Source organism: Chitinophaga sp. (genome assembly GCF_039596155.1).
Classification (GTDB): domain Bacteria; phylum Bacteroidota; class Bacteroidia; order Chitinophagales; family Chitinophagaceae; genus Chitinophaga.
Genome location: NZ_JBCNKF010000034.1, coordinates 36,565 through 58,129 on the forward strand (window position 1 = coordinate 36,565; position 21,565 = coordinate 58,129).

The window sequence follows — 21,565 nt, forward strand, 5'->3', positions numbered from 1 at the left end:
GTACTATTTTATTGTTGACCAGCTCCTTCTTCCTTCTGTACCTCTTCCTGCTGCTGCCCCTGCAGGTGTACATTATTCAATTCCTCAAACACATAGCCATCTTCATACCCCACGGCTACGAATACTGACAATTGTTGCTTTGCGGGTCCTTTAAACGTGCCCTTCACGGGAGTACAATCTTTAAAATCCCGGCCTACTGCCAGTTTTACGTGCTTGTTTGTTACCCACACATTATTTGTGGGATCTATTCCCGCCCAGCCGGTTCCTGGAATGTACACTTCCACCCATGCATGGGTAGCTCCTTCACCCCGCAATCCATCCTTATTCGGACAGATGTACCCACTCACATACCTGCTTGGGATCTGGCAACTCCTTAATATCTGGAGCATGAGATGCGCAAAGTCCTGGCACACACCGGCCTTATGTTGCAGGATCTCATCCACCGTAGTCTCGATATTCGTAATCCCCTTGATGTATTTAAAATGCCTGAAAATATATTCACTGCAATGCTCGGTTACAGCCGCCACACTTTTCCCGTTTGCATTGATTGTTGTAATAATATCTGTAATGGTTTCCTGGGCTTTAACCGGTGCCGTCTGCGCCATTTCCAGCAACTGTAAATTCCCGGACACCTCGTCTTTCAATTGTTCAAATCCCGAATGGAAGTTCAATTGGAGCTGCGAAGTGGCCGTAGTGCGTACCAGTAATTTACTTTCAATCTTCAGCGTTTTGTGTGCAGTCAGTATATTAAATCCACCTGTCTTATTTCCGAAGTAGTCCGTAAACGTCTGCACATCCGGATACCCTGTAATAGTCAGATCATGTTGCAATACTTCCTGCCCCGGACATTGAGAAGGAAAGATCTTGATTTCGTTCACACTTTCTTTGACCGGTCTGTCGTATTCGTATCTGGTAATATGATGTATTCTGAATATTGGCATATGGCAAGCGCTTATGCGTAAGAAAAAAATTGTTGACTCAGCAGTTTGGTAAACTGCAATACTTCTCCCCGCAACTCTTCCAGGTAAGGGTGTAAGGTGTGATTATTCAACGTATCCATGTCAGTATGTTTTACCTTACTGTACAATCTCCCAAAGCACCGCATCAAGGCGGCATTCTCTTCAGAGACGTTGCGCCTGGTAACATCCTGCAGATGCCTGTCAATACGGCCTAAAGAATATACGACTGAATGTGGGAAATCTTCATTGAACAATACCTGGTGTAATACATCGTGATTATCCGCAGAAGAGCGATAAGTCTTTAAATGCAGTTCATATCCAGATAGTGACATGAGCAATTGCCGCCATTGCATTATATCTTTACTTTCATGAATCTTGTAATGATTCATCTGGTAATGTTTATTAGTCAGCACGATGGTCTCAAAGCAACGCTCGATATATTTCCCCAGGTTCATAAACCCCCATCCTGTACCGCGTGCCATCGTAATATCTGTAATACCTGTATACAAGACACTATGTCTTGTGAAAAGATCCAGCATATCAGCAGCTTCATAACTGGATAACCGTTTGTCAAGCGTAGGCTGATTGATGAGATGATAAAAGGAGTTAACTTCCTCCCATACTTCTTTCGTAATATAATCCTGTATACCTCTTGCATTTTCGCGCGCTTTGCCAATGATCATCTTCAGTGAATTGGAATTACTATTGCTGGTAAGCAATAATTTCAACGCATCGGCAGTCTGATTTTTGGTCGCTTCTATCTCTGCTGGTGTAGCAGTGGTAAATGTCTCCAGCACTGACTGCCAGGTGAGGGCACCATTCACATCTTTGTCGAGAGAGAGAAGATAATGTGTAGCAGTTACTCTTAGTAAACCTTCGGCCCTTTCCATATAACGGGCCAGCCAGAATAGTGAATCCGCAATCCTACTTAGCATGTACGATCTATATTAATATTTTAATCAATAACCCAGGTATCCTTACTACCCCCTCCCTGTGAAGAGTTCACGATCAGGGAATCTTTGCGTAAAGCCACCCTGGTAAGGCCGCCGGGTACAATCTGCACACCCTGCGGCCCACATAATGCATAAGGGCGCAGGTCTACATGTCTGGCTTGAAAAGTACCGTCTATAAAACATGGTACGGTGGAGAGCTTGATAATGGGTTGTGCTATAAAACTACGGGGATCAGCTTCAATGGCGGCTTTCGCTTTTATCCATTCCTCCGGTGTCACTTTATTCCCCATCACCATCCCATACCCGCCAGATTGATTGGTCCGCTTGATCACCATTCTTTCTATATTGTCAAACACATGTTTGCGTTGCTCCGGATCACTTAATTCGTAGGTAGGTACATTGGGCAGGATCGGTTCCTCATTCAGATAGTACCGGATCATCTGTGGTACATAGGCATACACTGCTTTATCATCGGCCACCCCATTCCCAATCGCATTTACAATAGCTACATTTCCCATTCGGTAGGCATTCATCAGCCCGGGTACTCCCAATGCACTATCCGGTTTAAATACCAGGGGGTCCAGGTATTCATCGTCTATCCTGCGATAGATTACATGCACCTGCTCCAGGCCTTCCGTTGTCTTCATGTAGACTTTATGATTATCTACGACCAGGTCCCGGCCTTCTACGAGGGTGATGCCCATCATACGTGCCAGAAAAGCATGTTCGTAGTAAGCGGAATTATAAATTCCTGGCGTAAGTAGTACCACACTGGGATTGGAAATTTGCGCGGGTGCCATTTGCAACAGGATCTCATGGAGCATCAGGGGATAGTTACTTACCCTGCGCACATGACTGGCCGCCAGCAGTTCCGGGAAGATCCGCTTGGTCACCTCCCTGTTCTCCAGCATATAACTCACCCCGGAAGGCGTGCGTAGATTATCTTCCAGTACATAGAACTGCCCGTCTTCGCCCCGGATCAGGTCAATTCCCGAAATATGAACATAGATGTCGTGCGGCACCCTGATCCCAAATACCTCCCTGGTGTAATGAGGACAGGAGGCAATCAGCGCCGCAGGAACGATCTTGTCTTTCAGGATCTGCTGTTCATTGTAAATATCTTTTAAGAAGAGATTCAGGGCCTTTAAACGCTGCTGAATGCCCAGTTCAATATGGTTCCATTCTTTCCCGGTAATGATCCGGGGAATGATATCAAAGGGGAAAATTCGCTCTATTCCGGCGTCATCACTGTACACTGTAAAGGTAATGCCCTGATTCATAAAGAGTTCGCCAGCCAGCCGGTCTTTCTGCTGGAGAGCATTGACATCAAATTGTTCCAGCGAATGAAAGACTTTGTGATAGTGCTCCCGTATCTGTTTGCGATCGTACATCTCGTCCCAAATGTTTGGAGAGAGGTCATATTGGTCCAAAAATCCCATAAGCGGTTGATAAGGTTTGGTACTGGCTTGATACAATATAATAAAAAGAAGGGGTTGTTTCAGAAAAAGCGAATATATAATTTATTTTAATGTATTGAAGAGGTAGGTGTAAACCCTTGCTAAGGTATAGTCAGACTATACTACCAACCCGTCATTAAACCATCACCATAAGGGCACCAATATATCACCTCTATATCTCCCTGATATTGAAGTGATATATTGGTGCCCTTATGGTGTACTGTTGATGCCCCGTTTGCACTAAGGCCCCGACGTCGCCAGACTAGTTATGATATGGCTAGAACCTGTTAATATCCGTACCGCACCCCCTGCCAGATTGCCCTAAATTTAATAGCGCACACCCGCATGCCCCCCTGAAAATCTGTTACACTAAAAAACATAACCCATGAAAAAAACTGTACTGTCGTTATTATGCCTGTTCATTACAGGTATCACTGCCGCCCAGAAGTCGGTATTTATTCCCACCGAGTTTTCGTCGGCCCCACTCAATACCTGGTCATACAGCAAGTCTTATCAATCCACGAATTTCATTGTCTTCTGGGGTAATGTAGTTGGCACCGATCCCGTCAATTATCCAGATGCAAACCTGGCCTTTAATCCCAGGTCTATTTGCGATACCCTGGAGAAGATTTACACCAGGTACATTTCCGACATCAAATTTTGTTCTGACACCAGTACTAAGAACCTTGGCAAGTACAAGATCATTATCGTTATGAACGACACCTGGGGTACTAATGGGCCCAGTGGATGGGCCTTTGGAGGTGCCTATGACAATACCATCGGCGCTATGTGGGTACATCCCAATGCCTGCCGGGATGGGGGTGTGATCAGTCATGAACTGACCCATTCCCTGCAGGGCATGATCTCCATTCAGGAAAATACAGCCGGTGGGGGATTTGTCAATTATGAACCCGCTGGTTTCTTCTGGGAAACCCACGCCAATTACATGCGCACCCAGGTGTATCCCCGTTTCGCCGCCGATGATATGTCCAGGTGGATGGGAACTGCCATGTTCCATTATAGTTCCACCCGGCATCACTATGATGCTTTCCGCTTATTATTCACCATCCAGCAGTTCGATGGCATCTCCATGGTCAACCGGCTCTGGAAAGAGTCTGTTGCCAATGAGCATCCTTTGATGACCTATCGCCGGTTAAAGGGATGGACACAATCACAGTTAAATGACTTTATGTATGAGTATGTAAAAAGAGAGCCAACGGCCGATTATACCGTGAATGGTTTCGGAGGAATTATACGTGCACAGCGCGACGCCTACATCAACAGTGAACCGCACTATATATGGCGCCTGAATACGATGCTTACACAGATCAATGCCAGCACCGGGCGCTATGTAGTGCCGGATGCTTTTGCACCGCAGGATTATGGTTATAATATCATTCCCTTATATCCTACCTGTAGCTCAAAATTGGTAACAGTAAAGTTTAAAGGACATACAGAAGTGAATAGTACCGCAGGCTGGCGCTATGGCTTTGTTACCGAACTGGCAGATGGTACTATTTCCCGGTACGGTAACCTCAATAGTGCCAATGAAAGCCAGATCAGTTTTCAACTGAACAGCAACGAATCAAAGTTGTACCTGGTTGTAATGGGAGCACCTACCACACATACTTCTTATGCATGGGAGCCTGGCTGGCCGAAGATCAAACGTTATCCATATGAACTGCGCATTGCCAATGCCGTTCCGGAAGGATACCAGCCCGGTTTCCGCGCTGCTTACAAAACGAACGGGCATGCACACGCTAATGGGGGAGGTTGGGTAGCGAATTCGGCTACCGTAGCATCCACGGCCTATGTAGGGCCCAATGCCATCGTGCTGGGATCCAGCAATATCTCTGGTACTGCACGCATAGATGGATGGGCCTGGGTTGAAAATTCGAACGTATCAGGCAGTGTTGTGATCAATGGCAATGCGAATGTATGGAATAGTACCTGCTCAGGTACTGCGCAGGTGACGGACAATGCCTTACTGAGTTATTGCACCGTTACCAACAGTGCAATTGTAAAAGGTGATGCGATGGAATGGGGCGTTACATTGGGTACAGGCGTGACCGTAGGCGGCGATGCCGAGACCGGTAGTTGTAGCACCGCAGGTGTATACTTACAGGTACCACATGCAAACAATGGGCGCAGTGACTGTGATGGTAAAGGCGCCAGTGATGTATCGAACACAGATGTAAATAGTACATATACCCAGTTTACCAATGCACAGATGGCATTTACCGGTAGTGTGGCATGCGTTGGCGGAGCTGCCCGGATAGCTGCGGTAGCCGAAGCAACCACTACAGAAAAGGAGGTGGTCATATATCCAAATCCCGCTGCTACCTCTTTTAATGTGAGTCTCCGCAATTTTGATGATGGAGAAGCGCTGCTAATATCAATATATGATAGCCAGGGAAAAGAAGTGCTGCGACAGGGAATAAAAGGACAGCACAGCGTAAATATTAATAAAGTATTGGAACCAGGTATGTATGTATTGAAAGTAACGGGTGCCCAAACCTATACTAAAAAATTACTGATCACAAAATAACTGGAATGTTGAGATGAAGGGGCTCTCTGTTTTTACAGAGGCCCTTTTTTAAACTTAATATTCAGTTTACATCCGGTGAGTATGTTTGTACCCTTATATGGAAAAGTATCCGGACAGCCAGCTATTAGCATTCATTAAAACTGGGGATCAGCAAGCCTTCACTGCATTGGTAAACAGGTATTGGGAAGAGCTGTATACCCATATATACGCACGCCTGAAACAGGAAGACGATACGAAAGATATTTTACAGGAAATTTTTATTACTGTCTGGAAAAAGCGCGATACCATTCTCCCTGACGATAATGGTCGCCTGAGCAGCTATCTCTTTACAGCCGCCCGTTACTGCATCATCGATCATTTCAGCCGCCCGCAAACACCTGTATATAACGAAGATTATTTTGCGGAGACCCTGGCACAACAAACGACCTTTTCTGCTATTGAACTACTGGAAACGAAAGAAATGGAGGAACAGGTGAATGAAGCCCTGAACCGCATGCCGGATCGTCTTCGCCTGCCATATCGCCTGAGCCGCTACCAGCAGCTCTCTACACGGGAAATTGCCCTGCAGCTTTCTCTCTCCGAACAGACTGTCAAGAATAATATATCTATTACCTTACGCTACCTCCGTACTTATCTAAAAGAACACAATGACATAACAGGTGTCATTATCATCGTACTCTTCATAATTCCTTAACATACTTTTCCGGTACCTCTTTTCATGGCGGGAGATGTATAGAGTGTTATGAGCAATCAACAGCTGAAATTCCTTTTGTCCCGATACCTGGAGGGTAAGGCTACACCTGCCGAAGCTGCGCTGGTGGAAGCATGGTATGCCTCTTTTAATGAAACGCCTTTATCAGAAAATGATAGCGAACGCCTGAAAGATGAAATTATTTCCAATTTACTACGGGAAATAAGACCACCTGAACGCGTGCATAAATTATACTGGTGGTATGCAGCCGCAGTCATCGTTTTGCTGGGGTCTACACTTTCTTTTTTTGTCATTAATCACAAGCCGGTGCCTGCTATGGCAGATCAACTGGTAAGCACACCGGCAGGTAGTAGAAAGACCATTCGCTTACCAGATGGTACAATGGTCCAGATGAATGCAGGTACTTCGCTGTTGATTGCAGGTGACTTTGGTACGAAATGCCGTTCCATCACATTGACCGGCGAAGCGTTTTTTACTGTTGCTACCGATGCCCGGCATCCCTTTATTATTCACGCGGGCAGTATTCAGACCACTGTATTAGGTACCTCCTTTAATATCCGCTCCTGGCCTGAAGAAGATACCTGGGCCATTGACGTAAGTACCGGGCAGGTAAAGATATCGAACGAAGTGAACAGACAGGTAATAGCCGCCTGTCTCACTGCCAATAAAACGCTCGTTCATCACCTGCAGCGTGGTACCTCCGATATAACTGACATTGAAACGGGTGTGCCGGGTGCATGGCGCAATAATATCTTCCAATTTAATAATAACAGTATCGCGGAAATAGGGCAGGAGTTACAGCGTCAGTACAATATCCCTGTGATAGTGACCGGTGCCGGGAAAGACGGTGGACACTATAAGATCAGCTTCTCCCGGGAGCCGCTTGCCAAAGTATTGAAAGTACTCGCCGGCCTGACCGGTATTACATATACAATTAAATCAGATCAGGTGATCATTCGGATGCCAACAACAAATTAAAACAGGCGTGGGCAGCAAAAGAAAACCGGAAGTGGTTGCAACACTCCCGGTCCTTCACGCACTGCGAACAGTACGCCACATTTTTAACGGATTCAACTCACATTAAAAAACAGATCAAAGATGCGAAAAATTTTCTCAGGTTACTACAACCTGTTTAAAAAGCTATTTACCCTGAAAATGAGACTAACGAGCTTTCTGCTACTTTTTTCTTCGGTCATTTCCTTTGCTGCTACCGGCTCCGGCCAGTCTATGCATGAAGTGAAAGTAAGCCTTCAGGTCGAAAACAGGCCTATCAGAGAAGTGCTGGCCATCATCGAAAAGCAATCTGCTTTTGTAATCGGGTACAATCAGGACAATATTCCGGATAGCAGCCGAATCAGCTATCATGCGAATAATAAGTCTGTCAGCGATGTGCTCAGAGATATTCTGACTATCTATCCCGTGGTAGCCCGTCAGGTGAACGAAAAATATATTGTACTCAATAAGGTATCGTATACTGAAAAGTATCTGTTGATGCAGCAAATTACCATCACGGGTAAAGTGAGTGACAAAACTACCGGCGAAATGCTGCCCGGTGTAAGCATCGGTATCAGGGGCACCACTCTGGGGGCTGCTACCGGAACCGACGGCCGGTTCGCCCTGCGTTTTCCGCAGGATCAGGAACAAATTACATTGGTGATCTATTCCCTCGGCTATAAGAAAATTGAGCTGGTGCTGACCCGTGATAAAGCAGGCAGTCCGCTCGACGTACAGCTGGAAGCTGACCGTCTGGGTCTGGATGAAATTGTAGTGACCGGTCAGGGACAGGATATTTCCAAAAGAAGGTTGTCATCTACAGTAGTTTCTATAGGTACTAAAGAACTGGATCAGGCGCCTTCAGGTAGAATTGATCAGATCCTGCAGTCAAGACTGCCCAATGCGCAGATCCGCCTATCTGGTGGCCAGGCGGGTGCTACCTCCATCATTCGCGCGAGAGGCGTAAATTCTGCTTTTGTAAACTCGACACCGATCATTTATGTTGACGGTGTGAGAATGGATAACCTGAACACCGCCTCCAAACTCGGTGGGGGCTCTTCTACCGGTGCTGCGGTAAGCTCGGTCGCAGATATTCCGATGGACAACATTGAGAAGATTGAATATATCAACGGAGGAGCTGCTACAACGATGTATGGTTCTGATGCTGCCAACGGGGTGATCCAGATTTTTACTAAAAAAGGAGGTGCCGGCAGGACAGCTGTCGTTGCTGAAACGCAGATGGGCGTCGAGACACCTACCAGCGATTTTCTACATTTCAGGCGCACAAAAGACCTGTTATTCCAGCATGGCTTTTACCAGAAACAACACCTGGCGATCAACGGTGGTAAAGACAACTTCGGCTTTAGCTTTTCAGGCAATTATATGAACAGTCAGGGGGTACAGATCTATGACCAGAACAGAAACAAGCGCGTAGACTTCGCCAGTGGTTTCCGCGCAGATCTTGGTAAAAATGTTACCTACGAAAGTAGTTTCACCTATATTAATAACAACTACAAGCGAAACAGGAATGGTAACCAGGGTGGTTATACAGGATTATGGTTTGCAGAAAGCGGGGCATCCGCTATCACCGGACCTAAGTTCAGTCCCATTATCGACACACTATCTGCCGCATCTTACGAAAAAATGAAAGCGTATGTGGATGAAGCTGAACGCCTGCAGAATAACAGTATCAAAGTAAACCGCTTCCAGACTTCACAGGTGTTTAAGTATGCGCCACTTAAAAATCTGGTGTTTAAAGCTACCGGTGGCCTCGATTACCGTGTGATGCGTAACCAGGTCATTACGACTAATCAATACCTGTCTGTTACCACGAATACAAAAGTGACCGACCAGGGTAGCGTGAACAATACAGATAGAAAGTACATGGGTATTACTCTCGAACTGAATGGCCAGTATCAGGCAAAGTTAGGCGACTTCTCTTTCGTAACAACTGGTGGTGGCCAATACTTCCGCAATGAAGACCAGCAGATCCAATACGTGGGTAGTAATATCCGCGACGGTGCCCAGATCATTACCGGTGCTGCGACTAAAACGAGTGATGAATATTACCTGGAAGTAGTGAACTACGGTGTCTACCTGCAGGAGAATATCGGTTTCAGGAACAGGCTGTTCCTTGATATGGGAATCAGAGGTGACGGCAACCCGGCGTTCGGAAAGAACATCGGTGTACAATATTATCCCAAAGTCGGATTGTCCTATATTCCTAGTGTTGAACCATGGTTTGAAGGCCTCTCCAAAGTCATCTCTTCTGCGAAAATCAGGGGGAGCTTTGGGGTTGCCGGGAACCTGCCTACGGCTTTTGCAAACCAGCGTACCATTGCATTCAGCGGGTACCAGAACGAGCAGGCGGCCTATTTTGGTCAGCCTGGAAATGATAACCTGAAACCGGAAAAAACACAGACCACAGAAGGAGCGCTGGACCTTGGTTTCGCACATGACAGGATCTTATTATCGGCAGGATACTATCGTTCATTGACCAACAATGCCCTGTTTTACGTGCCTGCCACTCCTTCCAGTGGACAGTCACAATCTCAGCTTTACAACGTAGGCCAGATCCTGAACCGTGGTTTTGAATTCAACTTTGTAGTCATTCCGATAGAGACAAAGTATACTTCGCTGCGCCTCAATGCGTCTGCTAACACATCTTATAATAAAGTACTGAGTAGTGGAGGAGTTGCCGCTTTCAATATTAATGGTTTCAGTGCGAGAACAATTCAGACCGTGGTACAGGAAGGATATGCCATTGGTTACCTCAGGGGGAACAAGGGTGTATTTGCAGCAGATGGTACACTTGCTTCTACGACTGCACAGCAGTACCTGGGTACCACTATTCCGAACCTGTTTGGGAGCATGGGGTTGAACTTCCGCTATAAGGAGCTGGAAGTATTTGCAAATGCAGATTATCAGCGGGGCGCATATGCCAACTCTTTTGATCGTCAGTTCCGTTTTTATTACAGTGCGGCCACAGAAGGTATTCCTGATGCGGAAATCGCTAAAAATGGCCGTACCAACTGGCTGAACTTCACTGATCGCTTTGTAGAGAAAACCGACTTTATCAAAGTAAGAACTATCGGAATGAGCTATACGCTGAAAGCCAGTAAACTAAACAATAAGGTGGGTGCTGTAGTGATTGGTTTTATGGCTGTAAACCCGCTGAATTTCAGTTCGTCCAGCTTTGATCCTGAAGCGACCATCAGTGGTGCAGCACAGGGACAGGGCGGTGCGACTACCGGTGGTATCTCGTATGCTACCTATTCTTCACCACGTCAGTGGCTGGGCTCTTTAAGGTTAAACTTCTAATTCAGGCAACAATGAAACGACTCTTTATATTACTTTTTCTGGGTGCCAGTGCCTGTAATGTACTGAACCCGAACATCACAGATGATGTATATATTTCAAATGCCGGTGCAGCCAGCAGCTGGGTAAATGGTGTACGTCGTCAGCTCGCGCTCACGATGAACCAGGTAGTGGTGAGTGCTGAACTGGTATCGGACAACTATTATAATAACCGTACTCAGAGTAGCAAGGTATTCGACATTCCGCAGATTGATTATTATGATACGGATGTGAATAATATGCAGACGCAGGTAGCGGTATTGCGTATCATGGCAGAATATGGTCTGAGCAAGGTACTGCCGGGTGATAATACGGCAACTGCTGCCAATTATGCGGAGATGTATTTTAGTTTAGGGTACGCGCATATTTTAAGTGGTGAATTATTTGTTGGTTTGCCCGGTAGCGAAAAGGGACGGGTGCTGACACCAACAGAACACCTGAACCTGGCCATTGCTAACCTGAATGCTGCCATTACACTGGCCGTAGCTGGTAGCACTGAACAAATGGCCTATACGCTGCTGAAGGCACGGGCGTTTTACTCCCTCGGTAATGCAGATAGTGCAGTCTCCCTGGCAAGGAATGCGATGAATATTCCTACCCTGTTAAGACAGGTGAAGTATGATGGTACAAACGGCGTGACCAATGACATGCAGACCTATGTATTCTCCTCTACTTACAATGAATTTGCCCCTAACCCAAGACTGGATTTCCTGGATCCTAAATATTATCATATTGGACTGGCTGCTGCCGATCAGAAACCTGTAACGATTGTAAAAGCAGAAGAGGCCTGGCTGATCGTAGCGGAATCTGCCATTTCGAAAAGTGACCTGGCTGCTGCACGTATTACACTCAAAGACCTGCTCACATCTGTCATCGCGAACAGACCTGCCGTTTCACTGGATGATAGTAAAGAAACCCGTAATGGGGGGAACAGAAAGGATTATCCTGTGACAGCGGAGCTGGTGAAATTTGATGCAGCTGATAATACACGCAGTGGCTACATCCTGAACCGACAGGCGGGAAATATCACTGCTTATACTGTATCAGGTACAAAGGTAACGGCGACGGACATAGATGCAGCGGCAACGCAGGATGATCTGCTATACCTGTTGTATCGTATGCGCCAGGAGATCTTTATGGCGGAAGGTCGTCGTATGACAGACCTGGGTATTAAGTTTCCCGTATCACAAACGGAGCAGTTAAATAATAAGTATGTAACAGATGCAGATATCAAAGCCCAGATCCCTTCTTATATCCCGCTGGCAAGAGGGATGGACGATTTTACCAATGATAAAGTCGCTGGTATTGTGACAATGAAATATGATATGAACAAGGTATTGGTAGCGAATAAAACCTCTCCTTATATTTTCCCATTTATTAATTAATTATGAAGAAGTTAATATTATCTATAGCAGTCATTCTTTGTGGTTGCCAGCTGATGGCACAGCAGGTAAAATATGTGGTACTGGTGAGTGTGGATGGCTTTCGACCTGATTTTTATATGGATGCTTCGTGGCCGGCGCCCAATATGCAGCAGATGATGCATACAGGTGTGTATGCAGAAGGTGTAAGGGGCATTTTTCCCACGGTGACCTATCCTTCGCATACGACGTTGATCACAGGGGTGATGCCTGCGAAACATGGTATCGTATACAATACACCTTTTGATCCGAAAGGTCTGAATGGGACCTGGTTTAAATATGCCAGCCAGATTAAATCTGAAACGCTGTGGGAAGCAGCACATAAAGCGGGATTGAAAACGGCGGCGGTGTCATGGCCGGTTACGGTAGGTGCGGATATTGACTGGAATATTCCTGAAACATGGCTGGAAAATCAGCCGGGTGACCGACGGATGGCTACCAGCCAGGATGCGACACCAAAGGGATTGTTTGAAGAGATCCAGGCAAATGCAACCGGGCTACTGGAAGCGAATGATATGGACCTGCATTACCTCAGTATGAATGAAAATCTCGGCAGGATGACGGCTTACCTGATTCGCAGATATAAACCTAACCTGATAGCGGTGCACCTGCCTAATACAGATGAATTTGAGCACATGGAAGGTCGTGAAGGGCCGGGTGTACGCAAGGCTGTGGCAGCAGCAGACAGGGCTATTGGAGACATTATGGAGGCTTTGCAGAAGGCAGGGATAAAGGATAGCACAGCGCTCATCGTTACCGGTGATCATGGGTTTGTAGATACACACTCCAGCCTGGCGCCAAATGTATGGCTGGCACAGCATGGCTTACAGGGTACAACGCCTGACAGGGGGAACTGGAAGGCCACTTTTCATGCAAGTGGCGGATCTGCTTTTTTACACCTGAAAGATCAGGGCGATACCAAAACGCTGGAGCAGGTGAAGGCGATATTAGCCGGTTTGCCAGCTACGCAGCAACGCCTGTTCAGGGTCATCGACAAGGCTACGATTGACAGAATGGAGGCGGATCCGGCGGCGGTACTGGCATTGACGGGGGAGCAGGGGATCAGTTTTAATAATAATGCCGACGGACCTTTGCTAAAGCCGGCAAAAGGTGGTGCGCATGGGTACTTCCCGGATTTTAAGGAAATCAGGACCGGTTTTGTGGCAGGTGGTGCTGGTTTGGGAAGCGGGGTCGTATTGCCTGAGATCGGGTTGGAAGATGTGGCGCCTTTGGTGGCAAAGTTGTTGGGTATTGAGCTGAAACAGGCTGAGGGACTGGTGTATCCCGGCGCATTGAAGAAATAAAGTCAGGGCGGACCTGCAGCAGGCCCACGCCGCAAAAAATCCATATCTGCCGGAGGCGGATATGGATTTTTGTGCTAACGGCATGATTTTTACATGATAAATCTAAAAATCATGCTTTTTTTATGGAAGAATCACTGACAGCGCCAGTCATCATCCACAGCGCTTTTGACCTCATTACTACATCAGAAAAGGTAATTCAGATCAGCAACGACGTTCCCTTTGTTTCGACCACCTTCAATACCTCCCCGGAAGGCAAAAAGCTTCTCTCGGTAAAGGCCATTATCGGGCTCAATGCCGATAGTATGGAGTCGTTCAGACTGATCGTGACGGAAGTAAGTGACACCCTGGGCGTAACCCTCCGGTATGACCAGGATGTAGACAGTGCGCAACGCAGCCTGTGGTACATTGATGCTGTATTTGGGAATGTAGATCAGATTGATAAGGTTGAATTCATGATAGACTCTTCCGACGACTATCATGATCAGAAAATAGGCAGGATTGCCATTCCGAAAGAATAGCCTTTCTTTTCCGCTGATTTTATGTTAATTTTTGCACATCATTGATCAATACCGGAGAGTACACATTCCTGTGCAGCCGGTATTTTTACCAATGAGGAATAAATTAACCAGAATCAAGCACCCGTGAAGAAAAATTTTTTTTGTATCGATGCCCATACTTGTGGCAATCCTGTGCGACTGGTAGCCGGCGGAGGTCCTGTACTCCATGGCGCCACTATGAGTGACAAACGCAACCATTTTTTACAGGAGTATGACTGGATCAGGAAAGGACTGATGTTTGAGCCGCGTGGCCACGACATGATGAGCGGCAGTATCCTGTATCCCCCCCACGATCCGTCGAACGATGTAGCTGTTTTATTTATAGAAACCAGTGGTTGTCTGCCCATGTGCGGACATGGTACGATCGGTACCATTACCATTGCCATCGAAGAAGGGCTCATTACACCCAGGGTCCCTGGTATTGTGCGCATGGAAGCACCTGCCGGACTGGTTATCATCGAATACAAACAGGAGGGCAACAAAGTTAAAAGTGTCAAACTGACGAATGTTGCATCTTACCTGGCAGCCACCGATCTGGAAGTGGAATGCCCTGACCTGGGCATGCTGAAGGTAGACGTGTCTTACGGTGGTAATTACTATGCGATTGTAGATGTGCAGGAGAACTTCCCCGGTCTTGAACACTACACAGCCTCCCAGTTAATCAGCTGGGCGCGTGAACTCAGAAAACGCATCAACGAGAAATACACTTTTGTACATCCTGATAATCCACACATCAATGGCTGCTCGCATGTTCTTTGGACAGGCAGTGTGCTTGATGCTGCTTCTACTGCACGTAACGCGGTATTCTATGGTGATAAAGCCATAGATCGCTCCCCCTGTGGTACCGGTACCTCCGCAAGGATGGCGCAATGGTATGCAAAAGGCAAACTGAAGAAAGGAGACGCTTTCATTCATGAAAGTATCATCGGTTCTAAGTTTATCGGAACGATAGAAGAGGAGACAACCGTCGGTGGCATGCCTGCCATCAGGCCGGGCATTGAAGGATGGGCAAGGGTATATGGATACAATACGATTTCCATCGATCCTGAAGATGATCCGTATGCATATGGGTTTACTGTTTTATAGCAAAGGAGAATTTTGTTTTGTCAATTTTAAAAAGACAGTACAAGATCGAAATTCATTATCATGAAGACAATCATTATAGGCGGCGGCATTATCGGATTATCCAGTGCGCTTTATTTACAGGCCGCAGGCCACGACATTACCGTTGTAGACCGTACTGACATGCTCAATGGCTGCTCATACGGTAATGCAGGATATATTTGCCCAAGTCACTTCGTTCCACTCGCTACACCGGGTATCGTATGGCAGGGCCTCAAATGGATGCTCAATTCCAAAAGCCCTTTTTACATCAAGCCATCCCTGAATGGCGCACTTGTAAAATGGGGATTACAATTTGTAAAGAGCGCTACAAAATCACATGTAGAGAGAGCTGCGGTGCCTTTAAGAGATATTGCCCTGCTTAGCAAACATCTCTATGAAGAATGGACGAAGATTCCCGGCCTGGATTTCAGTTATGATCCTACCGGTATGCTGGAGCTCTTTCAAAGTGAAGCCAACGCTCATCATGCAGAACATACGATCAAAGATGCCAGGGCACTGGGCATAGAAGCCCGGCTGATAGATAAAGCAACGTTACAGCAAATGGAACCCGACACGGAAATAAATGCACTCGGTGCTGTGTATTTTCCCGGTGATTCCCAGCTGTATCCCAATCAACTCATGACCAGTTTGATTGCCTACCTGAAAAGTAAAGGGGTACAGTTCGAAGCCAACCGTGAAGTGACCGGTTTTACGAAGAAAGGTGTTATTACCAGTAAAGGGGACCTCGACGCGGACCACATTATTGTTGCGGCAGGCGTATGGAGTGGTGAACTGGCCAGGCAACTGGACCTGAACATTCCTATGGTAGGTGGCCGGGGCTATTCTGTTACTTACGAAGATGCCCCCTGGAAAGTAAGGCGCTCTGTGATCCTCAGTGAAGCCAGAGTGGCTATTTCTCCCATGAACGGCAACAAGATCCGTTTTGGTGGCACAATGGAGATCACCCCCGTCAATACCCCTCCACGTATGGAACGGGTACAAGGCATTCTTGAATCTGTAAAAAGATATTTCCCTGCTTACGACATTCCGTTACCCACAGCAGATAAGGTATGGCATGGCTATCGTCCCTGCAGTGCAGATGGGCTGCCACATATCGGCACATTGAAAAACTATCCGAATGTCACCGTGGCTACCGGTCACTCTATGCTGGGAATCAGCCTGGGCGCCGCCACCGGTAAGTTAGTCAGCGAAATCATCACCGGCGATAAACTATCCATGGATATCACGCCTTTCAAGGTAGACCGATTCTGAAATAGATAAACTCATTATACATGAAAAGACTCATTTTCTCGATGATGCTTGGGACTACTATGCCCGTATGGGCGCAACAGAAAGATATTACAGATCTGCTCATTCATTATGAAGCAGACAGGGGTAGTTTATACCGCTTTTACCAGGTCGATGAATCACCGGAAAAAAATGCCCGCTTTAAAACTTTCAACAACGACTACCTGTCACAACTGGAGGCCGTGAACTTCGATGCACTTACGACAGATGCCAAGGTAGATTATGTACTCTTCCGCACGAAACTGAAAGAGAATATTTACCATATCGATGAAGCAACAGCGCAGGTAAAGACGTTGTCCTCCTGGTTCCCCATCGCAGATAAAATTTATGCTGCCGAGAAGATCAGAAGGAGAGGAGGAAAGCAGGACGCACAGGCGCTCGCTGCTACCTATAGAGAGATGGCACTTGCTATCAAAGAAAAGGAAAAACAGTTAACCGGTAATACAGACCTCAACATTTACCTGCTGCGCAGAGGTGAGCAGGTCACTAAAGGTTTGCTGGAAGCGATCCATAGTATTCAGACTTTTTACAACGGTTATGATCCGCTGTTCACCTGGTGGATACCTGCTCCTTATGCACAACTGGATAGTGCGTTGAACAGTTATGCGAATGCATGGAGAACAAAGATGAAACAGGCGCCCGGTACCAAAGATGATGGTAGCGGTATCACCGGTCATCCCATTGGCCGGGAAGAACTGATCCGTCAGTTACAAACAGAGTTCATTCCATATTCACCGGAGGAACTCATAGATATTGCCAATAAAGAATTTGCATTTTGTGATAAGGAGATGCTGAAAGCCAGCCAGGAAATGGGATTTGGGGACGACTGGCACAAGGCACTGGAAAAAGTAAAGAACACGTATGTACCTGCCGGCGATCAGCCGGAGGCGATCATGAAACTTTATAACGAGTCAGTAGATTTCATCAAAGGTCATCACCTGGTGACCATTCCACCACTGGCGGAAGAGACCTGGCGGATGATTATGATGACGCCTGAGCGGCAGCTGGTGAATCCATTCTTTACCGGGGGAGAGGAGTTGAGTATTTCCTATCCTACGAACGACATGGAAGAGGCAGATAAGCTCATGAGTATGCGTGGCAATAATCCGCACTTCTCCCGTGCGACGGTGCATCATGAACTTTTTGCCGGTCATGCATTACAGGAATTTATGACCAACCGTTATAAGACCTACCGCCATTTTGAAACCCCGTTCTGGATAGAGGGCTGGGCACTCTACTGGGAAATGTTACTGTGGGATCAGAAATTTCCGCAGTCACCCGAAGACCGCATCGGCATGCTCTTCTGGAGAATGCATCGCTGTGCCAGGATTATATTTTCCCTCAATTACCATCTTGGTAAATGGACTCCTCAGCAATGTGTTGATTTCCTGGTAGACAGGGTAGGGCATGAAAGAGCCAACGCCGCAGGCGAAGTGCGCCGTTCCTTCAAAGGTGATTACAGTCCACTGTACCAGGTGGCTTATATGATAGGTGGTCTGCAATTTATGGCACTGAAAAAAGAAATGGTAGATAGTGGCAAGATGACTTACCAGCAATTCCACGATGCAATCATGCAGGGTAATATGATGCCTGTAGAGATGATCAGGGTGATCCTCGAAAACAAAACTATCACGAAAGATTTCAAAACGAACTGGCGCTTCTATTAACCTGATTTAAACAAATTGATGCATGAAAATACGCTCTATATTCTCATTCTCGTTGTTGCTACCTGTAGCCTTTTGTTCCGCACAGTCTTTCTCTCCTATGAAAGATAACGGAAAGATGAAGGTAAAACCTGTCGTTAAATTACAGGCATATACATTCCCCCTGGAAGATGTCAGCATTGCGGCGGGCCCTTTTAAGCAGGCAATGGAGGCTGATGAGCGCTTCCTGCTGTTACTGGAACCAGATCGGCTGCTGGCGGATTTTCGTGAACACTCCGGACTGAAAGCAAAGGGACAACGATATGGTGGCTGGGAATCATCCGGCCTGGCAGGACATACCTTAGGGCATTACCTGTCTGCCTGTGCGATGGAATACGCAGCTACCGGCGATAAACGTTTTCTCGATAAGGTCAATTATATCGTAAAGGAGCTGGATGAATGTCAGCAGGCCCGCAAAACAGGGTACCTGGGTGCCATACCGGGGGAAGACTCTGTATGGGCACAAGTGGCAGCAGGCAATATCAGAAGCCGTGGTTTTGACCTGAATGGCGGCTGGTCGCCCTGGTATACAGTGCATAAGATTATGGCCGGTTTGCTGGATGCTTATATCTATTGTAATAACAATACGGCACTTGTGGTCGAGAAGAAAATGGCTGACTGGACCTCAAAAGAGATCAACCATCTGCCGGATTCCCTGATCCAGAAAATGCTGCTATGCGAATATGGTGGCATGAATGAAGTACTGGTGAATACCTATACCCTGACAAAGGAGAAGAAGTACCTCGATCTTTCGTACAAGTTCCACGATGTACGTATTCTTGATTCGCTTGCTGCCAATCTCGATGTGTTGCCTGGTAAGCACTCCAACACACAGATACCCAAAGTCATTGGTTGTATCCGTCGCTATGAAGTGACCGGGCAAAAGAAAGACAGCGTGATCGCAGGATTCTTCTGGAACACCATCACGCAGCATCATAGTTATGCACCTGGTGGTAATAGTAACTACGAATATCTCGGGCCTCCGGATAAGTTGAACGATTATCTGACTGATAATACCATGGAGACCTGTAACAGCTATAATATGCTGAAGCTGACGCGCCATCTCTTCTCCCTGCAACCGGATGCGCATTTCATGGATTTTTATGAAAGGGCACTATACAACCATATCCTCGCTTCGCAGAATCATGCAGACGGTATGATGTGTTACTTTGTTCCGCTGCGCATGGGCACCCGCAAGGAGTTCAGCGACACCTTCAATACATTCACCTGCTGTGTGGGAAGTGGTATGGAGAACCATGTGAAGTATGGAGAAAGCATTTACTTTCAGGGTGCTGATGGCAGTTTGTATGTGAATCTCTTCATTCCTTCACGTTTGCAATGGAAGGAAAAGAACATAGTAATAGACCAGGCTACATCACTGCCGGCTGATGACAAAGTGCAGCTCACGATTACTGCCAGGCAACCTGCTACATTCGCAGTACGCATCCGTAAACCACACTGGGTGCAACCAGGCTGGAAGATTTTGGTGAATGGTGAAACGGAAAGGGGCGTAACAGTGGGTAGTGACGGTTACATCACCGTAAAACGTACCTGGAAGAATGGTGACAAGATCACCCTGGAGCTGCCTATGAACGTGTACAAGGAAAGCATGCCGGACAACCCGGACAGGATCGCATTGTTCTATGGACCTGTAGTATTGGCTGGTGTATTGGGCAATACAGAACCTGATCCTGTAACAGGTATTCCTGTACTGGTTACAGCAGACAACAATCCCAACAACTGGGTAAAAGCAGATCAGCCACTGGTGTTCCACACCACGCAGACAGGGCAGCCGAAAGATCTGACACTGGTACCATTTAATACTGTTGCCAAAGAATACTATAGTGTATACTGGGACGCGTTTACACCGCAAACCTGGGCCGTACAACAGGAAAAATATGAAGCAGAAAAGAAACGCCTGCAACAGATAGAAGCAAAGACAGTCGACATGCTGCGGGTAGGAGAGATGCAGCCGGAAAGAGACCACAATTTTGGTGGTGAAAAGACGCTGACGGGGGAAGAGCATGGTCGCAAATGGAGAGCAACAGAAGAAGATGGGTCTCTTACATTCACGATGAAAACAGATCCTGTAGCAGCCAATAGCTTGCTATGCAGCTACTGGGGAATGGACAATCGTTACCGCAAATTCGATATCCTGATAGATGGCGTGAAGGTAGCGACAGAAGACCTGAACCACTACAAGACGAGTAAGTTTTATGAAGTTGTGTATACAATTCCTATAGAATTAACGAAGGGCAAGCAGCAGATAACTTTTACACTGAAAGCGGCGCCTAAAAACAGCGTAGGACCTATATACGGTACGATCAGAATGGTAAGGGACTGACATAAGATAAGTAATTGCTAACCATTAAAATGAAAGCGGGCCTGCACAATTGTGCAGGCCCGTGATATTTTATGATCAGAATAATAAGGGAGATTATTTAATGTTAATTCCCATTCCGATTGTGATCTGCTGAGTGTGCCAGTTAATGTCAGTACGTTCAGCCGGATGTACATTCAGTACATCGTTGATACCGTATACATAACGGCCGAAGAAGTGTACCTGTGCTACCTGCACCTGTACGCCTGCTACAGCGCCAATATCATTTTTAATCAACGCATCTCTGTTGCCCTTGAAGATATTTTCATTTGCATAGAAGAGGTAGCTGTACTGTGCACCTACGTGAATAGTTAAGTTTTTGATCGGGTTGTAACGTAACAACAATGGTACAGTGATATAGCTGAGCTGTAATTTGTCATTACCATAAGTGTTCCTGTCGGTTACGAAATAAGTCGCAAAATCATTTGATTTCTTTGCTGTTGCCTGTGTAAAAAGCAATTCAGGCTGGAAACCCCATTTCCCGTTTTTTGACAGGTCCCATTGTGCATACAGACCACCCTGGAAACCTGGCTTAATTCCTGATTCCATACCATCTCCGTGAATACTGGAAAACATCAGGCTGGCTTTTAAACCGTAATGAAATGTCTGCGCTTTGGAAGCCGTTCCAATAAACAGTGATAAAACACCTGCCAGTAACAATCCTTTTTTCATAGATTTTTTTTGCTATTTGACAATTTTATAATTTTGAAGGGTGAAAAAAGGCTCCCTTTAAAATATAACCTAAAATTTATTCGCGGGCAAACTTACGTAATTCATCATAATACCTTATTATAATTAAATTAAAGTTT

Annotated in this window: 15 protein-coding genes; 11 read left to right on the plus strand and 4 right to left on the minus strand. The window is 46.4% G+C overall.

Translation table 11 applies throughout. The features are described 5' to 3' along the window. Positions 1-8: 8 nt before the first annotated feature. Genes ABDW33_RS25990 through ABDW33_RS26000 form a run of 3 tightly spaced genes read right to left on the minus strand, consistent with a single transcriptional unit; the run spans position 9 to position 3,351 of the window. Positions 9-941 carry a transglutaminase family protein gene (locus ABDW33_RS25990; protein WP_343693028.1) on the minus strand — a complete coding sequence of 311 codons (933 nt, stop codon included), beginning with the start codon at positions 939-941 and terminating at the stop codon, positions 9-11. An 11-nt stretch (positions 942-952) separates the two neighbouring features. Continuing rightward, entirely contained in the window at positions 953-1,894 is a 942-nt protein-coding gene (locus ABDW33_RS25995) for an alpha-E domain-containing protein (protein ID WP_343693029.1), read from the minus strand. 20 nt (positions 1,895-1,914) lie between these two features. Continuing rightward, positions 1,915-3,351 (minus strand): circularly permuted type 2 ATP-grasp protein, encoded by a 1,437-nt coding sequence (locus ABDW33_RS26000; RefSeq protein WP_343693030.1) that lies wholly within the window; start codon positions 3,349-3,351, stop codon positions 1,915-1,917. A gap of 403 nt (positions 3,352-3,754) precedes the next feature. On the opposite strand from ABDW33_RS26000, the gene ABDW33_RS26005 reads away from it, so the two are divergent. The 11 genes from ABDW33_RS26005 to ABDW33_RS26055 all read left to right on the plus strand — a co-directional run bounded on the left by ABDW33_RS26005 (position 3,755) and on the right by ABDW33_RS26055 (position 20,720). Further along, positions 3,755-5,917, plus strand: coding sequence for a DUF6055 domain-containing protein (locus tag ABDW33_RS26005; protein ID WP_343693031.1), 2,163 nt, complete (start codon positions 3,755-3,757; stop codon positions 5,915-5,917). A 97-nt stretch (positions 5,918-6,014) separates the two neighbouring features. Then, entirely contained in the window at positions 6,015-6,611 is a 597-nt protein-coding gene (locus ABDW33_RS26010) for a sigma-70 family RNA polymerase sigma factor (protein ID WP_343693032.1), read from the plus strand. Positions 6,612-6,659: 48 nt separating this feature from the next. Beyond that, positions 6,660-7,607 (plus strand): FecR domain-containing protein, encoded by a 948-nt coding sequence (locus tag ABDW33_RS26015; protein ID WP_343693033.1) that lies wholly within the window; start codon positions 6,660-6,662, stop codon positions 7,605-7,607. Positions 7,608-7,727: 120 nt separating this feature from the next. Then, positions 7,728-10,943: a TonB-dependent receptor gene (locus ABDW33_RS26020; protein WP_343693034.1), complete on the plus strand. Its 3,216-nt coding sequence runs from the start codon at positions 7,728-7,730 to the stop codon at positions 10,941-10,943. 11 nt (positions 10,944-10,954) lie between these two features. Then, complete coding sequence (locus tag ABDW33_RS26025) at positions 10,955-12,364, plus strand: hypothetical protein (RefSeq protein ID WP_343693035.1); 1,410 nt, start codon at positions 10,955-10,957, stop codon at positions 12,362-12,364. Between the two features lie 2 nt (positions 12,365-12,366). Beyond that, positions 12,367-13,704 carry an ectonucleotide pyrophosphatase/phosphodiesterase gene (locus ABDW33_RS26030; RefSeq protein ID WP_343693036.1) on the plus strand — a complete coding sequence of 446 codons (1,338 nt, stop codon included), beginning with the start codon at positions 12,367-12,369 and terminating at the stop codon, positions 13,702-13,704. 122 nt (positions 13,705-13,826) lie between these two features. Beyond that, positions 13,827-14,222 (plus strand): hypothetical protein, encoded by a 396-nt coding sequence (locus ABDW33_RS26035; protein WP_343693037.1) that lies wholly within the window; start codon positions 13,827-13,829, stop codon positions 14,220-14,222. A 123-nt stretch (positions 14,223-14,345) separates the two neighbouring features. Continuing rightward, entirely contained in the window at positions 14,346-15,347 is a 1,002-nt protein-coding gene (locus ABDW33_RS26040; RefSeq protein WP_343693038.1) for a 4-hydroxyproline epimerase, read from the plus strand. 60 nt (positions 15,348-15,407) lie between these two features. After that, complete coding sequence (locus ABDW33_RS26045) at positions 15,408-16,637, plus strand: FAD-dependent oxidoreductase (RefSeq protein WP_343693039.1); 1,230 nt, start codon at positions 15,408-15,410, stop codon at positions 16,635-16,637. A 20-nt stretch (positions 16,638-16,657) separates the two neighbouring features. Next, positions 16,658-18,340, plus strand: coding sequence for a DUF885 family protein (locus ABDW33_RS26050; RefSeq protein ID WP_343693040.1), 1,683 nt, complete (start codon positions 16,658-16,660; stop codon positions 18,338-18,340). A gap of 22 nt (positions 18,341-18,362) precedes the next feature. After that, positions 18,363-20,720 (plus strand): beta-L-arabinofuranosidase domain-containing protein, encoded by a 2,358-nt coding sequence (locus ABDW33_RS26055; RefSeq protein ID WP_343693041.1) that lies wholly within the window; start codon positions 18,363-18,365, stop codon positions 20,718-20,720. Between the two features lie 93 nt (positions 20,721-20,813). Here the strand turns inward: ABDW33_RS26055 and ABDW33_RS26060 are convergent, their stop codons facing one another. Continuing rightward, on the minus strand, positions 20,814-21,428 hold the full coding sequence (locus tag ABDW33_RS26060) for a porin family protein (RefSeq protein WP_343693042.1): 615 nt from the start codon (positions 21,426-21,428) through the stop codon (positions 20,814-20,816). Positions 21,429-21,565: the final 137 nt, after the last annotated feature.

Coding starts and splice junctions, on each gene's coding strand:
- ABDW33_RS26050 (WP_343693040.1), top strand. CDS start 16,658: ATGAAAAGACTCATTTTCTCGATGATGCTTGGGACTACTATGCCCGTA.
- ABDW33_RS26025 (WP_343693035.1), top strand. CDS start 10,955: ATGAAACGACTCTTTATATTACTTTTTCTGGGTGCCAGTGCCTGTAAT.
- ABDW33_RS25990 (WP_343693028.1), bottom strand. CDS start 941: ATGCCAATATTCAGAATACATCATATTACCAGATACGAATACGACAGA.
- ABDW33_RS25995 (WP_343693029.1), bottom strand. CDS start 1,894: ATGCTAAGTAGGATTGCGGATTCACTATTCTGGCTGGCCCGTTATATG.
- ABDW33_RS26000 (WP_343693030.1), bottom strand. CDS start 3,351: ATGGGATTTTTGGACCAATATGACCTCTCTCCAAACATTTGGGACGAG.
- ABDW33_RS26045 (WP_343693039.1), top strand. CDS start 15,408: ATGAAGACAATCATTATAGGCGGCGGCATTATCGGATTATCCAGTGCG.
- ABDW33_RS26010 (WP_343693032.1), top strand. CDS start 6,015: ATGGAAAAGTATCCGGACAGCCAGCTATTAGCATTCATTAAAACTGGG.
- ABDW33_RS26055 (WP_343693041.1), top strand. CDS start 18,363: ATGAAAATACGCTCTATATTCTCATTCTCGTTGTTGCTACCTGTAGCC.
- ABDW33_RS26015 (WP_343693033.1), top strand. CDS start 6,660: ATGAGCAATCAACAGCTGAAATTCCTTTTGTCCCGATACCTGGAGGGT.
- ABDW33_RS26030 (WP_343693036.1), top strand. CDS start 12,367: ATGAAGAAGTTAATATTATCTATAGCAGTCATTCTTTGTGGTTGCCAG.
- ABDW33_RS26060 (WP_343693042.1), bottom strand. CDS start 21,428: ATGAAAAAAGGATTGTTACTGGCAGGTGTTTTATCACTGTTTATTGGA.
- ABDW33_RS26005 (WP_343693031.1), top strand. CDS start 3,755: ATGAAAAAAACTGTACTGTCGTTATTATGCCTGTTCATTACAGGTATC.
- ABDW33_RS26035 (WP_343693037.1), top strand. CDS start 13,827: ATGGAAGAATCACTGACAGCGCCAGTCATCATCCACAGCGCTTTTGAC.
- ABDW33_RS26020 (WP_343693034.1), top strand. CDS start 7,728: ATGCGAAAAATTTTCTCAGGTTACTACAACCTGTTTAAAAAGCTATTT.